The sequence below is a fragment of the Microbacterium sp. Cr-K20 genome, from assembly GCF_000708325.1.
Taxonomy (GTDB): Bacteria; Actinomycetota; Actinomycetes; order Actinomycetales; family Microbacteriaceae; genus Microbacterium.
On record NZ_JARE01000042.1, the window covers coordinates 28,075 to 41,813 of the forward strand.

Annotated in this window: 11 protein-coding genes; 9 read left to right on the top strand and 2 right to left on the bottom strand. The window is 69.5% G+C overall.

Annotated elements, in window-relative coordinates; all coding sequences use genetic code 11:
• The first annotated feature begins 101 nt into the window (after nucleotides 1-101).
• Genes GZ67_RS0106555 through GZ67_RS0106595 form a run of 9 tightly spaced genes read left to right on the top strand, consistent with a single transcriptional unit; the run spans nucleotide 102 to nucleotide 10,373 of the window.
• Nucleotides 102-1,709 (top strand): peptide ABC transporter substrate-binding protein, encoded by a 1,608-nt coding sequence (locus GZ67_RS0106555; protein WP_029261417.1) that lies wholly within the window; start codon nucleotides 102-104, stop codon nucleotides 1,707-1,709.
• Between the two features lie 25 nt (nucleotides 1,710-1,734).
• A complete protein-coding gene (locus tag GZ67_RS0106560) occupies nucleotides 1,735-3,141 on the top strand; it encodes a M14 family zinc carboxypeptidase (RefSeq protein WP_081859910.1) in 1,407 nt (468 codons plus the stop codon).
• Nucleotides 3,126-4,058 (top strand): ABC transporter permease, encoded by a 933-nt coding sequence (locus tag GZ67_RS0106565; protein ID WP_036303179.1) that lies wholly within the window; start codon nucleotides 3,126-3,128, stop codon nucleotides 4,056-4,058. The genes GZ67_RS0106560 and GZ67_RS0106565 overlap by 16 nt, the downstream gene beginning before the upstream one ends.
• Nucleotides 4,051-4,977 carry an ABC transporter permease gene (locus GZ67_RS0106570; RefSeq protein ID WP_231481716.1) on the top strand — a complete coding sequence of 309 codons (927 nt, stop codon included), beginning with the start codon at nucleotides 4,051-4,053 and terminating at the stop codon, nucleotides 4,975-4,977. The genes GZ67_RS0106565 and GZ67_RS0106570 overlap by 8 nt, the downstream gene beginning before the upstream one ends.
• Nucleotides 4,978-5,017: 40 nt before the next feature.
• Nucleotides 5,018-5,527, top strand: a complete 510-nt coding sequence (locus tag GZ67_RS0106575) for a GbsR/MarR family transcriptional regulator (protein ID WP_051662391.1) — start codon at nucleotides 5,018-5,020, stop codon at nucleotides 5,525-5,527.
• A gap of 3 nt (nucleotides 5,528-5,530) precedes the next feature.
• Nucleotides 5,531-7,174 (top strand): dipeptide ABC transporter ATP-binding protein, encoded by a 1,644-nt coding sequence (locus GZ67_RS0106580; RefSeq protein WP_029261422.1) that lies wholly within the window; start codon nucleotides 5,531-5,533, stop codon nucleotides 7,172-7,174.
• A gap of 10 nt (nucleotides 7,175-7,184) precedes the next feature.
• Nucleotides 7,185-7,838, top strand: a complete 654-nt coding sequence (locus GZ67_RS0106585) for an FMN-binding negative transcriptional regulator (protein ID WP_029261423.1) — start codon at nucleotides 7,185-7,187, stop codon at nucleotides 7,836-7,838.
• Nucleotides 7,835-8,863 (top strand): ornithine cyclodeaminase, encoded by a 1,029-nt coding sequence (locus tag GZ67_RS0106590; protein WP_029261424.1) that lies wholly within the window; start codon nucleotides 7,835-7,837, stop codon nucleotides 8,861-8,863. Before GZ67_RS0106585 ends, GZ67_RS0106590 begins: the two co-directional genes overlap by 4 nt.
• A 40-nt stretch (nucleotides 8,864-8,903) precedes the next feature.
• Nucleotides 8,904-10,373 (top strand): amidohydrolase, encoded by a 1,470-nt coding sequence (locus tag GZ67_RS0106595; protein ID WP_029261425.1) that lies wholly within the window; start codon nucleotides 8,904-8,906, stop codon nucleotides 10,371-10,373.
• Between the two features lie 51 nt (nucleotides 10,374-10,424).
• Here GZ67_RS0106595 and GZ67_RS0106600 read toward each other — a convergent pair whose 3' ends face one another.
• Nucleotides 10,425-12,959, bottom strand: a complete 2,535-nt coding sequence (locus GZ67_RS0106600; protein WP_029261426.1) for a DEAD/DEAH box helicase — start codon at nucleotides 12,957-12,959, stop codon at nucleotides 10,425-10,427.
• A 42-nt stretch (nucleotides 12,960-13,001) separates the two neighbouring features.
• Nucleotides 13,002-13,715, bottom strand: a complete 714-nt coding sequence (deoD, locus tag GZ67_RS0106605) for a purine-nucleoside phosphorylase (protein WP_029261427.1) — start codon at nucleotides 13,713-13,715, stop codon at nucleotides 13,002-13,004.
• Nucleotides 13,716-13,739: the final 24 nt, after the last annotated feature.

A 13,739-nucleotide genomic window follows, 5' to 3' on the forward strand; every position in this document is an offset into this window, starting at 1 on the left:
TCCGCGATCTAGCGTGCTGGACAAGCCCCTGCGACACCCGCGCAGGAACGACCCAGCCCACACCCGTCGCGGTCCCGTCAGGTGTGGCTCAAGGAGGAGTTATGCGCAGCACTGCAAGACTGATGATCGCCGCCTCGGCGGTCCTCGCACTGTCGCTCGCGGGTTGTTCCGCGTCGCCGACGGATGCGGACGATCCGGCCGACGCCGAGCCGATCCGCTTCGCCGTGGAGAAGCCCGACAGCCTGGTCCCGGCCAACCAGTTCAGCTCGTACAACATCGTGATCGCGATGTTCTCGCCGCTCACCGCGATCGACGACGAGGGCGAGATCACCTACGTCGCCGCGGAGTCGGTCGAGTCGGACGACGCGACGCTCTGGACGGTCAAGCTCCGCGAAGGCTGGACCTTCCACGACGGCACGCCCGTCACCGCGCAGGACTACGTCGACACCTGGAACCATGCCGCCTACGGCCCGAATGCTTGGGTCAACGGCGCGCAGCTCGCCGGGGTGGCCGGGTACACCGACCTCAACCCGGGCGAGGGGGCCGAGCCGACCGCGACCGAGCTCTCCGGTCTCACGGTCGTCGACGACCTCACCTTCACGGTCGAGCTCGACGCCCCCGACCGGCAGTTCCCCCTGCAGCTCACCGCAGGCCAGACCGGTCTCTACCCCCTCCCGTCCGAAGCGCTGGAAGACATGGCGGCCTGGGAGAAGGCCCCGGTCGGCAATGGACCGTTCGCGCTCGTGGACGGCTGGTCCGAGACCGACCCGATCGACGCGGTGGCCTATGAGGACTACGCCGGCACCGAGCCCACCATCGGCTCCGTCACCTTCGTGCCCTACCTCGACACCGCGACCGCCTACACGGACGCGCTGGCCGGGGAGATCGACATCGTCGCGATCGCCGGATCCCAGGTGGGTCAGGCCCGCACCGACTTCGGCGAGCACGTCTACGAGCTGGATGCGCCCGGTGTGGACTTCCTCGGATTCGACCTGAGCGACCCTCGCTTCGCGGACCCCCGCGTCCGTCAGGCCATCTCGATGGCGATCGATCGGTCCGCCATCAACGACGCCATCTTCGGCGGCTCGCAAGTGCCTGCGACGTCCCTCACCGCGCCGAGCATGCCGGGCGACCCCGAGGGCGTGTGCGGCGAGTACTGCGAGTTCGACCCGGATGCCGCGCAGGCGCTGCTCGCCGAGGCGGGCGGCTTCGAGGGCGAGCTGGAGGTGCACTACATCGCGAACTGGGGTCAGGAGGACCTGTTCGGGGCGATCGCCAATCAGTTGCGCCAGAACCTCAGCATCGAGAGCGTGGTCGCGACACCGTCGGCCGACTTCGCGGCCTTCGTCGCGAGCGTCGAGGCGCACGAGGTCAACGGTCCCTACCGGGCCCGCTGGGGTGCGCTGTACCCGAGCCAGCAGAACACGCTGACTGCCGTGTACACGGCCAGCGGCGAGGGGAACTTCGGCGCCGGCGGCTACTCGAACCCCGAGGTCGACGCCCTGCTGCAGGAGGCGAACGCGGCCGACACGTTCGAAGAGTCCAGCGAGGGGTACGTCAAGGTGCAGGAGCGCATTCTCGAGGACTTCCCGACCGTTCCGCTGTTCGGCAACCGCTACCTGTACGTCACCTCGGATCGCATCGCCGAGCTCTCCACGGTGTCGGGGAGCGTCGATCTGAACAAGGTCGTCCTGTCCGCGGCATCCTGACCCGACCCAGAGAGAACCACACCTCGTGCACGAAACCCCCGCGGCAGCGACCGCCGGCACGGTGGAGGACATCCTCCGTCGTGCCGGCGGGGCGCCCGACCACACCGCTTTCCCGACCGTCGACGAGCTGAACCGACAGCTGGAGGAGCTCCGCTCGATCCACCCCGACGTCATCCGGGTGCAGCGGATCGGCACCAGCCGCCTCGGCGAACCGATCAGCTTCTACTCGATCGGCGAGGGTGCGCGCTCGGCGCTGGTCGTGGGTGGAGTGCACCCGAACGAGCCCATCGGCTCGCTGACGATCCTGCACCTCGTCGAGCAGCTCACGTCGGATGCCGGCTTCCGTGAACAGCTCGACACCACTTGGCACATCGTGCCGTGCGCCGATCCGGACGGGATGCGGCTCAACGAGGGGTGGTTCGCCGAGCCCGCCGACCGCGAGCGTTACGCCCGGGAGTTCTTCCGTCCGGCCCCCGACGAACAGGTGGAGTGGACGTTCCCCTTCTCGTACAAGAAGGCCTACTTCGACGCGATGATGCCCGAGACGCAGGCGCTTGCTCGTGCGATCGACATCGCCCGGCCGCACCTCTACGTGCCGCTGCACAACAGCGAGGGGGGTGGCGCGTACTTCTACCTCTCACGTCCGCTTCCCGCGCTGTACCCGTTGCTGCACGCGTTGCCTGCGGCGCTCGGCGTCCCGCTGCACACCGGCGAGGCGGAGGGGGCGCACTTCACCGTGCTCGCCCCGGCCATCTACGAGATGGGCACCCTTCAGGACGCCTATGACTGGACCGAGGCGTATGGCCTCGACCCCTACCCGCCCGGCTCGGCCGGTGACGCGTCGACCTCGTATGCGCAGAAATACGGCACGCTGTCGCTGATCGCCGAGCTCCCACAGTTCAGCGATCCCTTCGCCGACGACACGAGCGAGACCGCGACCCGCTATCCCGACGCGCTGCGGGAGTCGGGCGAGCGTCTCCAGGCCGCGGGCACCGCCCTCACCACCCTCATCGCGCGGGTGGAGCCGCACCTGCGAATCGACACCCCGCTGCTGCGGGCGGCCCGAGTCTTCGCGCCTGCCGCGGGCGCCGCGGGCAGCGAGCACCTCGCGCGGGCGGATCAGGAGGCCGACCGTCCGGCCACGGCCTCCGAGCTCGAGGCGCTGTCCGGTGTCGTACGCCTGCACCGACTGCGCTGGGGTGGGATGCTCGCCCGCGCTCTGCGTGCCGAGGTCGACGCGGGCACGGCAGCACCCGAAGTGCGCCGAGTCGCGGTCGAGGCGCAGGAGCTGTTCGACGGTTGGCTGGAGGAGGCGCTCCAGGCCGGGACGTCGATCCCGCTGCCGCTGAGGGCCGTGGTCGGCGTGCAGTACGGGGCGATCCTCGCCGCTCACGCCCAGCTCGAGGGGGCCGGCCGGTGGGTCTCGGACTGAAGCTGCTGCAGCGGCTGGCGGGCTTCGCGATCGTCTTCTTCGGAGTGACGTTCATCATCTACTTCACGGTCTTCAGCCTGCCCGGCGACCCGATCCGCGCGCTCGCGGGGGACCGGCAGCTGCCGCAGTCCGTGATCGATGCGCTCAACGCCCGCTATCTGCTCGATCAGCCGCTGTGGGCGCAGTACACGAACTACATCGGCAACCTGCTCTCCGGCGACCTCGGCGTGGACCTGCGAGGCCGTCCCGTTGCCGATCAGCTGGCCTCGCGGTGGGGTGTGACGATCACCCTCGCCCTGACGGCCTGGACGATCCAGATCGTGCTCGGGCTCGCGGTCGGCATCGTCTCGGCCCTGAAGCGCGGCACCGTGATCGACCGGGGGCTGCTGGTGATCTCGATCGGTCTCAGCTGCATCCCCGTCTTCGTGCTCGGCATCACCGCGCAGATCGTGTTCGGCGTGCGCCTGGACTGGCTGCCGGTCGCCGGCATCCGAGAGGGGTGGCCGATCGCCTACCTGCTTCCGTCGCTCGTGATCGCGCTGTTCGGGCTGGCGTCCGTCTCGCGACTGGTGCGCGGATCGATGGTCGAGAACCTCGACGCCGACTACGTGCGCACCGCCAGGGCGAAAGGCATCGGGGAATCCCGCGTCATCGGACTGCACGTGATGCGCAACTCCCTGATCCCCACCGCCACGTTCCTCGCCACCGACCTCGGATTCCTGCTCGGTGGCGCCGTCGTGATCGAGGGCATCTTCAACCTTCCCGGCGTCGGCAACCTGCTGTTCCTCGCGATCCGCGATCACGAGGCGACGCTGGTCGTCGGCATCTCCACCGCGCTGATCATCATCTTCCTGCTCACCTCGCTGATCGTGGACGCCCTCCACGCGCTGCTCGACCCGAGGATCCGTCGTGGCTGACCCCCTGAACCCGACTCCGGGCACCGCGAAGATCACGGTGCCGAAGACCACGAGCCTCCCGGTCGCCACGCGACGCGACGGCGCTTGGCGGATGCTGGTGCGGCGGCCGCTGTTCTGGATGGCCGCAGTCGTGCTCCTGGTCGTGGCGGCGTTCGCCGTCGCTCCTGCGCCCTTCGCGGCACTCTTCGGCAACGGCGACCCCCGGGCCTGCGACCTCGCCGACAGCGCGAAGACCGCGCGTGAAGGGCATCCGTTCGGGTTCGACCTGCAGGGCTGCGACATCTGGGCCAATGCCGTATACGGCGCGCAGAGCTCGCTCGCGGTCGGCTTCCTGGCGACCGCGATCGCCCTGGCTGTCGCCCTCGTGCTGGGCACGCTGGCCGGTATGGGCGGCTCGGCCGCCGATTGGGTCGTCTCCCGCGTGACCGAGGTGTTCCTCGGTTTCCCGTTCCTGCTCGCTGCGATCGTCGTGCTCAACATGCTCGGCGCGCGCAACGTCCTGACCGTCGGCCTCGTGCTGGGGATCTTCGGTTGGCCGATGATGGCGCGGCTGATGCGCGGCTCGGTGCGTTCGGTGGCCAAGGCCGACCACGTGCTCGCGGCGCGCACGATGGGGCTGAGCACCGGACGGATCGTCTCGCGCTACGTGCTGCCGAACGCCGTGCAGCCGGTGCTCCTGCTGGCGACCCTCACGATCGGCGCGGTCATCGTCGCCGAGAGCACCCTCACCTATCTCGGCGTCGGACTCTCCGCGCCGGCGATCTCGTGGGGACTGCAGATCGCTGCCGGATCGCGGGTGTTCCAGGCGGCGCCGCACGTGCTGGTGCTGCCGAGCGTGATGCTCGCCCTGACCGTGCTCGCGATCGTCGCGATCGGCGAGGAGCTGCGCAGCGTCTTCGATCCGAGGGAGCGACGGTGAATGGCATGCTGATCGGAACGCCGCCGAAAGGGGAGAGACCATGACCGAGGACAACGCCGCCGCACAGCGCGAGGAGTACCGCCGCCAGTTCGCCGAGGAGATCTCGCTCATCTGGGAGATGGCCGGCACCTCCCGCATGGACGGGCGGGTGCTGGGCTACTTGATGATCATGGATCGCCCCTACATCTCGTCGTCCGACCTCGCCGCGGCACTCGGCGCCAGCACGGGAGCCGTGTCCATGGCAACCCGGCGGCTGATCGACACGAACTTCATCCGTCGCCATTCCTTGCCCGGCGACCGGAACCACTACTTCATGGCCGAGGAGGACCCGTGGGGCAGCTTCCTGGCCAACGAGCGCCGCTACTTCGACAGGCAGATCCGCTCCCTCGACACGGCCCTGCGCTGGCTGAGCCCGAACGAGACCGACGCCGCCGTGCGTCTGCGCAACGGCCGCGACTACCTGGAATGGGTGCAGGACTACCACCACAAGATGCTCGCCGACTGGCACGAGCACAAGCGCGCTCGCGACGCGGGCGAGGACGAAGCGTGATCGATGGATGCCACTGAATCCGTTCTGCGGGTGCGCGACCTGCGTGTGACGTTCGGCACCCGCGATCGCGTCGAGATCGTGCACGGCCTCGACCTCGACGTCGCTCCCGGCGAGGTCGTCGCGATCGTCGGCGAATCCGGGTCGGGGAAGTCGGTCACGGCGCTGTCGGTCATCGGCCTGCTGCCCGACGGCGCACGGGCCACCGGCTCGGTGCAGCTGCACGGGCGTGAGCTGCTCGGGCTCGCACCGCGGGAGCTGCGCCACGTGCGCGGTGCCGAGATCGCGCTGATCTCGCAGGACCCGGTCGCCTCGCTGAATCCGGTCTTCACGATCGGGTTCCAGGTGGTCGAGGCGGTCCGGGCCCACGATCGCTCGCTGAGCACTCGGGCGGCCCGCCGCCGGGCGATCGAACTGCTCGAGCTGGTCGACATCCCCGACCCCGCCCGGCGCATGAAGCAGTACCCGCACGAGCTCTCCGGCGGGCAGTGCCAACGTGTCGGCATCGCGATGGCGCTGGCGTCCGACCCGCAGCTCCTCATCGCGGACGAGCCGACGACGGCGCTCGACGTGACGGTGCAGGCCGAGGTGCTCGACGTGCTCTCCCGGCTCGGGCGGCGCGAAGGTCGGGCGATCCTCCTGATCACGCACGACATGGGCGTCGTGGCCGACCTGGCCGACCGCGTGGTGGTCATGCGCCACGGAGCACTCGTAGAGGAAGGCTCGGCGCGCAGCGTGCTGCTCGCGCCGTCGGCTGGGTACACCCGTCAACTGCTCGATGCGGTGCCGAGGATCGGATCGCGCGGGCCGGCCGCCGCGCCGGATGCCGCGGCCGCCGTGCTCGAGATCGACGACCTCGTAGTGACCTACGGCAACCGCCTGCGGGGCACCTTCCGCGCTGTCGACGGCGTGAGTCTGCGCGTGCAGCAGGGCGAGATCCTCGGGCTGGTGGGCGAATCGGGGAGCGGCAAGTCCACGATCGGTCGCGCCGTGATCGGCGCGGCCCCGGTGCGCGAGGGCCGGATCCTGATCGAGGGCGTCGACCTGAGCACCGCGTCACGGTCGCAGCGGCGCAAGACCCGCCGACGCGTCGGTGTCGTGTTCCAGAACCCGGCGCTGTCGCTCAACCCGCGCTACACCGCGCGCCAGAGCATCGAAGAGCCGCTGCACAGCATCACGGGGCTCCGCGGGCGTGCGTTGAGCGAGCGAGTCGACGAGCTGTTGGAGTCGGTCGGGCTCGCCGACCGCGCCGACCGCTACCCGCACGAGCTTTCCGGAGGGCAGAAGCAGCGCGTCGCGATCGCCCGCGGGCTGTCGCTCGACCCGGCACTGCTCATCGCCGACGAGCCGACCAGCGCGCTCGACGTGTCGGTCCAGGCGCAGGTGCTGGACGTCTTCCGCGAGCTGCAGTCGCGGCTGCGGTTCGCCTGCGTGTTCATCAGCCACGACCTCGCCGTGATCGACGAGCTGTGCGACAGCGTGATGGTGCTGAAGACCGGACGGGTGGTGGAGGCGGGCTCGCGGACGCGGGTGCTGGAGCATCCCGAAGACCTGTACACGCGTCGACTGCTCGCCGCAGCTCCGGTACCCGACCCCGATGCGCAGCAGGTGCGCCGCGCCGAGCGGCTCGCCCTGCTCGGCACGGACTGAGGAGAGACAGATGCGGCACAACCCCGACTACGCCCTCGACGACGTCGAGACCGTGCGCGCGCTCGTGCGCGAGAACCCGTGGGCGACCATCGTCAGCCACGTTCCCGATGAGGGGCTCGTCGCCTCCCACTACCCGGTGCTCCTCGACGAAGACGCCGAGGGGCTCGTGCTCCTCAGCCACCTCGGACGCCCCGACGAGCGGCTGCACCGGTTGGGAGAGCACGAGACGATGGTCATCGTCTACGGGCCGCACGGCTACGTGTCACCGGGCTGGTACGACGCGTCTCCGGCGGTACCGACCTGGGACTTCGCCGTCGCGCACCTGCACGGAACCCCCGAGATCCTCTCCGACGAGGAGAACCTCGCGGTGCTCGACCGCCTCGTCGCCTGGTTCGAGAGCCCGCTGCCGGACCCGTTCCTGCTGCGTCGCACAGTGGAGAACACGGCCTATGCGGAGCGCATCGTGCACGGCACGGTGGGGTTCCGTCTGCGCGTCGACCGCATCGACGCGAAGGAGAAGATGCACCAGGACAAGCCGGCCGAGGTCATCTCCCGGGTGATCGACGCTCTGCGGCGGCCGGGCCCGTACGAGAATCCGCGGCTGGCCGATCGGATCGCCGCCGTCAACCGCGAGGCGCTGGACGGAAAGCAGGTGACGGTATGACCGCGTTCGTGGGAGTGCACGACATGGTGCAGTGGATCTCGCGCCGCGGCGCCGAGACCATCATGACCGAGATGGCCGACACGATCGAGGCCGACTTCCTCCGCTGGGAGTCCTTCGACAAGAGCGAACGGGTCGCGAACCACACGCCGTTCGGGGTGATCGAGCTGATGCCGATCAGCGACCCCGACCTGTACGCGTTCAAGTACGTCAACGGACACCCGTTCAACCCGGGCCGCGGGTACCAGACCGTGACGGCGTTCGGCGTGCTCGCCGACGTGCACAACGGCTACCCGGTGTTCGTGGCCGAGATGACGATGCTCACCGCCCTGCGCACGGCGGCGACCTCGGCGATGGTCGCGCGGCGCCTCGCCCGCCCGGGCTCGGCCGTCATGGCGATGATCGGCGCGGGCAGTCAGGCCGAGTTCCAGGCGCTGGCGTTCCGCGGGGTGCTCGGCATCTCGCGGCTGCGGATCTTCGACGTGGATGCAGCGGCGTGCGCCAAATTCGTGCGCAACCTCGCCCCGCTCGGTTTCGACATCACCGTGTGCGCCTCGTCGTCGGAGGCGGCTGCGGGTGCGGACGTCGTCACGACCTGCACCGCCGACAAGGCGGTCGCGCAGGTGCTGGCCGACGCTGACGTCGTCCCCGGCATGCACATCAACACCATCGGCGGTGATTGCCCCGGCAAGACCGAGCTGGATCCGCGCATCCTCGACCGCGGGCCGGTCTTCGTCGAGTACACGCCGCAGACGCGGGTGGAGGGGGAGATCCAGAACGTCGCCCCCGAGTTCCCCGTGACTGAGTTCTGGCGGGTGCTCGACGGGACCGCGCCCGGTCGCACGGCGGCGGACCAGGTCACGATCTTCGACTCGGTCGGTTTCGCGATCGAGGATTTCTCGGCTCTGCGGCACCTGCGCACCGACCTCGCCGGGGCCGGCCCGGGTGTGGAGATCGACCTGGTCGCCGCCCCGGAAGACCCGAAGGACCTCTTCGGCTTCGCCACGGCGCCGGTCCCGGTGGCCTGAGACCACCGCCGCGTTTCCTCCTCATCCTGATCGGAGCATCATGACCGACCCCCTGACCCTCCGCGGTGTCCGTCCGTACGGTGGCGGCGACCCCGTCGATGTCCTCATCCGCGACGGCCTCATCGCCGACATCGCCCCGGTCGGCACGGCGGATCCGATCGGCGAGGTCGTCGACGCGGACGGGCGCTGGATCGGCCCCGGCCTCTGGGATTCGCACGTGCACTTCACGCAGCACGTGATCCGCCGTCGCCGGGTCGACCTCACCGAGACCCGCAGCGCGGCCGAGGTGCTCGCGGTGGTGCGCCGTGCCCGTGCGGAGGGGACGCCACTGAGTAACGGGATGCTGATGGGGTACGGGTTCCGCGACGGACTGTGGCCCGAACCCGCATCGCTCGACGCGCTCGACGCGGCCGTGTCCGACGTCCCGGTCGTGCTGGTGAGCGGCGACCTGCACTGCGGATGGATGAACCGCGCGGCGGAGGCGGCCTTCGGGCTGCGCCTCGACGAGACCGGTCTGCTGCGCGAGGGGCCTTGGATCCAGCTGCTGCACTCGTTCGACCAGGCCGGTGAGCTGCCCCTCCCGGCGTATCGCGAGGCCGCCGACGATGCCGCGGCCCGTGGAGTGGTCGGTGTGGTCGAGTACGAGAACGCCGACAACCTGCGCGACTGGCCGGAGCGCACCGCGCGGGGAGTGGATGCCCTTCGCCTCCAGATCGCCGTCTGGTCCGATCGCCTCGACGGCGTGATCGCGCGAGGGGTGCGCACGGGAGACATCGTCGACGAGCGGGGTCTGGTCGAGTTCGGTCGGCTCAAGGTGATCGTCGACGGCTCGCTGAACACCCGCACGGCGTGGTGTTGGGATCCGTACCCCGGCATGGACCCCGCCCATCCGCACGCCTGCGGTCTGGAGAGCGTGCCGATCCCGGAGCTGCGTCGGCTGCTCGAGGCGGCCCGGGCGGGCGGGATCGGCGCGGCCGTGCACGCGATCGGCGACCGGGCGAACACCGAGGTGCTCGACACGTTCGAGGAGCTCCGGATGACCGGCGTGATCGAGCACGCGCAGCTCGTGCGGGAGCAGGACTTCGCCCGGTTCGCGCAGCTCGGCCTGATCGCGAGTGTGCAGCCCGAGCATGCGATGGACGACCGCGACGTGGCCGACCACCACTGGGCGGGCCGCACCGATCGTGCCTTCGCCTACGGGTCGATGCACCGCTCGGGTGCCGAGCTGCGGCTCGGCTCCGACGCTCCGGTCGCGCCGCTGGACCCGTGGATCTCGCTCAGCGCCGCGACAGCTCGCAGCCGGGGTGGTCGTGACCCCTGGCATCCCGAGCAGCGGCTTCCGCTCGACGTGGCGCTCGCGGCATCCTCGCGCAGCACCGTCTCGGTCGGACAGCGGGCGGACCTGGTACTGACCGAGCGCGATCCCTTCGCCTGCGACGTCGATGAGCTGCGCGGGATGCCGGTCGCGGCGACCCTGCTCGGCGGCCGCTTCACGGCGAACAAGCTCTGAGCGGGCAGGAACAGGCTTCGCCAGAGCCGCCCGGGGTTCGTCACCCCGGCGCTACAGCCGGTCGACGCCTGTCACGGTGACGACGGCCTGACCCGCTTCGTCGGATGCGGCGAGGTCGATCGTCGCGGTGATGCCCCAGTCGTGGTCGCCGGCGGGGTCGTCGAAGATCTGTCGCGCGGCCCACGAGGTGGCGCTCTCGGTGAGGATCAGCAGCTTCGAGCTGCGTGCATCTCCACCGGTGAGGATCTCGTCGTGGTCGCCGTAGTAGCCGTCGAGCGCGTCCGACCAGGCATCGGCGCCGAAGCCGGGATCGAGTTCGGCGAGGGCGGTCACGTCTTCTCGTGCCGCGAGCTGCACGCGGCGGAACAGCTCGTTGCGCACCAGGATGCGGAAGGCGCGGATGTTGCTCGTGAGGCGCTTCGGCGCGGGCGGGACGATCGGCTCGTCGGGGGCGTGCGGATCGAATCGGCCGTTGTCGACCCCGGCGATCAGCTCCTCCCACTCGTCGAGCAGGCTGGAGTCGACCTGGCGGACGAGCTCGCCGAGCCACTCGATGAGGTCGCGCAGATCCTCGTCCTTGAGCTCTTCCGGGATGGTCTGCGATGCCGCGCGGTAGGCGTCGGAGAGATAGCGCAGGACCACGCCCTCGGAGCGGGCGATCTTGTAGTAGGCGACATATTCCCCGAACGACATGGCCCGCTCGTACATGTCGCGCACGACCGATTTGGGATGCAGCTCGAAGTCGCGGATCCACGGCTGAGCGGCGCTGAACGTCTCGAACGCGGCCGTCAGCAGCTCGTCGAGCGGCTTCGGATACGTGATCTGCTCGAGCAGCTCCATCCGCTCGTCGTACTCGATGCCCTCCGACTTCATCGCGGCGACCGCCTCACCGCGGGCGAGGAACTCCTGCTGACTGAGCACGGCACGCGGATCGTCGAGCGTGGCCTCGACGATCGAGATCATGTCGAGCGCGTAGGAGCGGGTGCCCGTGCCGGCGGCCGGATCGGGATCGAGCAGCTCGAACGCCGCGAGAGCGAACGGCGACAGCGGCTGGTTGAGCGCGAAGTTCGGCTGCAGGTCGACCGTCAGGCGGATGTCGCCCTCCGGAGTCTTCTCGACGATGCCGGATTCGCGGAGCGTGCGGTAGATGCCGATGGCTCGGAGCGCGAGCTCGCGCTGGCGTTTCCGCGGCTCGTGATTGTCGTATACGAGCGCGCGCATATTCGCGAAGATGTCGCCACCACGGGCGATCACGTTCAGCATCATGGCGCTAGTGATCTGCATGTGCGAGGTCAGGGTCTCCGGCACCGCGTCGATGAGCTTGCGGAACGAGGGTTCGCCCCACGAGACGAAGCCGTCTGGCGCCTTCTTGCGGACGATTTTGCGCTTCTTCTTCGGGTCGTCGCCGGCCTTCTTCACCGCAGCGACGTTCTCGCTCTCGTGCTCGGGCGCCTGGGCCACGACCGTGCCGGCGGTGTCGTATCCCGCTCGTCCCGCACGTCCGGCGATCTGATGGAACTCGCGGGCGTTCAGCTGCCGCATCCGCGTGCCGTCGAACTTGGTGAGCGCAGTGAGCAGCACCGTGCGGATCGGCACGTTGATGCCGACGCCGAGGGTGTCGGTGCCGCAGATCACGCGCAGCAGTCCGCGTTGGGCGAGCTGCTCGACGAGGCGCCGATACTTCGGCAGCATCCCGGCGTGGTGCACGCCGATCCCGGCGCGGAGGAAGCGTGAGAGCGTCTTGCCGAATGCGGTCGTGAAGCGGAACTCGGCGATCAGCGCCGCGATCTCGTCTCGCTGCTCGCGCGTGGCGACCTTCGTGCTCGACAGTGCCTGCGCACGCTCCATCGCCGCCGCCTGCGAGAAGTGCACGACGTAGATCGGCGCCTGCCCGGTGTTCAGCAGGTCGTCGATGGTCTCGTGGATCGGGGTCGTCTCGTAGAAGAAGTGCAGAGGGACGGGACGCTCGACGCCCGTGACCGTCGCCGTCTCGCGACCGGTGCGGCGGGTGAGGTCGGCAGCCAGCTCGGTGACGTCGCCGAGGGTCGCCGACATCAGGATGAACTGCGCCTGGGGCAGCTCGAGCAGCGGAACCTGCCACGCCCACCCGCGGTCGGGGTCGGCGTAGAAGTGGAACTCGTCCATCACGACCTGCCCGACGTCGGCATCCGTGCCCTGGCGCAACGAGAGGTTGGCGAGGATCTCGGCCGTGCAGCAGATGATCGGGGCGTCGGCGTTGACCGAGGAATCACCCGTGACCATGCCGACGTTCTCGGCGCCGAACACATCGACCAGTGCGAAGAACTTCTCGCTCACCAGGGCTTTGATGGGAGCGGTGTAGTAGCTGCGGCGTCCGGCGACGAGGGCGGCGAAGTGAGCGCCGATCGCCACGAGCGACTTGCCGGTGCCCGTGGGCGTCGAGAGGATCAGGTTGTTGCCGGAGACGATCTCGATGACCGCCTCGTCCTGCGCGGGATAGAGGCTGATGCCGGTCGACTCCGCCCACTCGACGAAGGCGAGGTAGACGGCATCCGGATCCGCGGCGTCCGGAACGAGGGCGGGATCGAGCCGCGGAGAGGAAGTCATGGTCCCTCGATCATCCCATCCGCGAGGACGGGTCGGACCGGTTCAGACTGCGGTGGCGGCGCGCAGGGCGATGCGGATCATGTCGCCGAAGGTCTGCTCGCGCTCCTGCGCCGTGGTCTCCTCGCCCGTGACGATGTGGTCGCTGACCGTGCAGATGGCGAGTGCCCGCCGACCGTAGTAGGCCGCGAGGGTGTACAGCCCGGCCGCCTCCATCTCGACGCCCAGGATGCCGTGCTGCACGAACGGCTCCGTGAGCTCGGGGCGGGTGCTGTAGAACTGGTCGCTCGAGAACAGCTGCCCGACGTGCACGGTCGACTCGAGGTCTTCCGCCTCGCTCGCCTCCACGGCCGCGCGCAGGAGGCCGAAGTCCGCCACTGGCGCGTAGTCGAGTCCGTGGAAGCGCACGCGGTTGATGCCGGAATCCGTGGATGCGCCGTTGGCGATGATGATGTCGCGCACCTTGACGCGCTCGGTCAGCGCCCCGCACGACCCGACCCGCACGATCGTCTGCACGTCGTAGGAGTCGAACAGCTCGTTGGCGTAGATCGCCATCGACGGCTGGCCCATGCCGGAACCCTGCACCGAGATGCGGTGCCCCTCCCACGTGCCGGTGAAGCCCAGCATGCCGCGCGTCTCGGTGTACAGCTCGGCGTTCTCGAGAAACGTCTCGGCGATCCACTTCGCTCGCAGCGGGTCGCCGGGAAACAGGACGATGGGGGCGATCTGGCCGGGCTCAGCGGCGATGTGCGTGCTCATCGCCCCAGCGTAGCCAGCGACCCC

Excerpts from the sequence above, each read along its gene's own strand:
- GZ67_RS0106555 (WP_029261417.1), top strand. The coding sequence starts at position 102 with ATGCGCAGCACTGCAAGACTGATGATCGCCGCCTCGGCGGTCCTCGCA.
- GZ67_RS0106575 (WP_051662391.1), top strand. The coding sequence starts at position 5,018 with ATGACCGAGGACAACGCCGCCGCACAGCGCGAGGAGTACCGCCGCCAG.
- GZ67_RS0106580 (WP_029261422.1), top strand. The coding sequence starts at position 5,531 with ATGGATGCCACTGAATCCGTTCTGCGGGTGCGCGACCTGCGTGTGACG.
- GZ67_RS0106585 (WP_029261423.1), top strand. The coding sequence starts at position 7,185 with ATGCGGCACAACCCCGACTACGCCCTCGACGACGTCGAGACCGTGCGC.
- GZ67_RS0106590 (WP_029261424.1), top strand. The coding sequence starts at position 7,835 with ATGACCGCGTTCGTGGGAGTGCACGACATGGTGCAGTGGATCTCGCGC.
- GZ67_RS0106595 (WP_029261425.1), top strand. The coding sequence starts at position 8,904 with ATGACCGACCCCCTGACCCTCCGCGGTGTCCGTCCGTACGGTGGCGGC.
- GZ67_RS0106600 (WP_029261426.1), bottom strand. The coding sequence starts at position 12,959 with ATGACTTCCTCTCCGCGGCTCGATCCCGCCCTCGTTCCGGACGCCGCG.
- deoD (WP_029261427.1), bottom strand. The coding sequence starts at position 13,715 with ATGAGCACGCACATCGCCGCTGAGCCCGGCCAGATCGCCCCCATCGTC.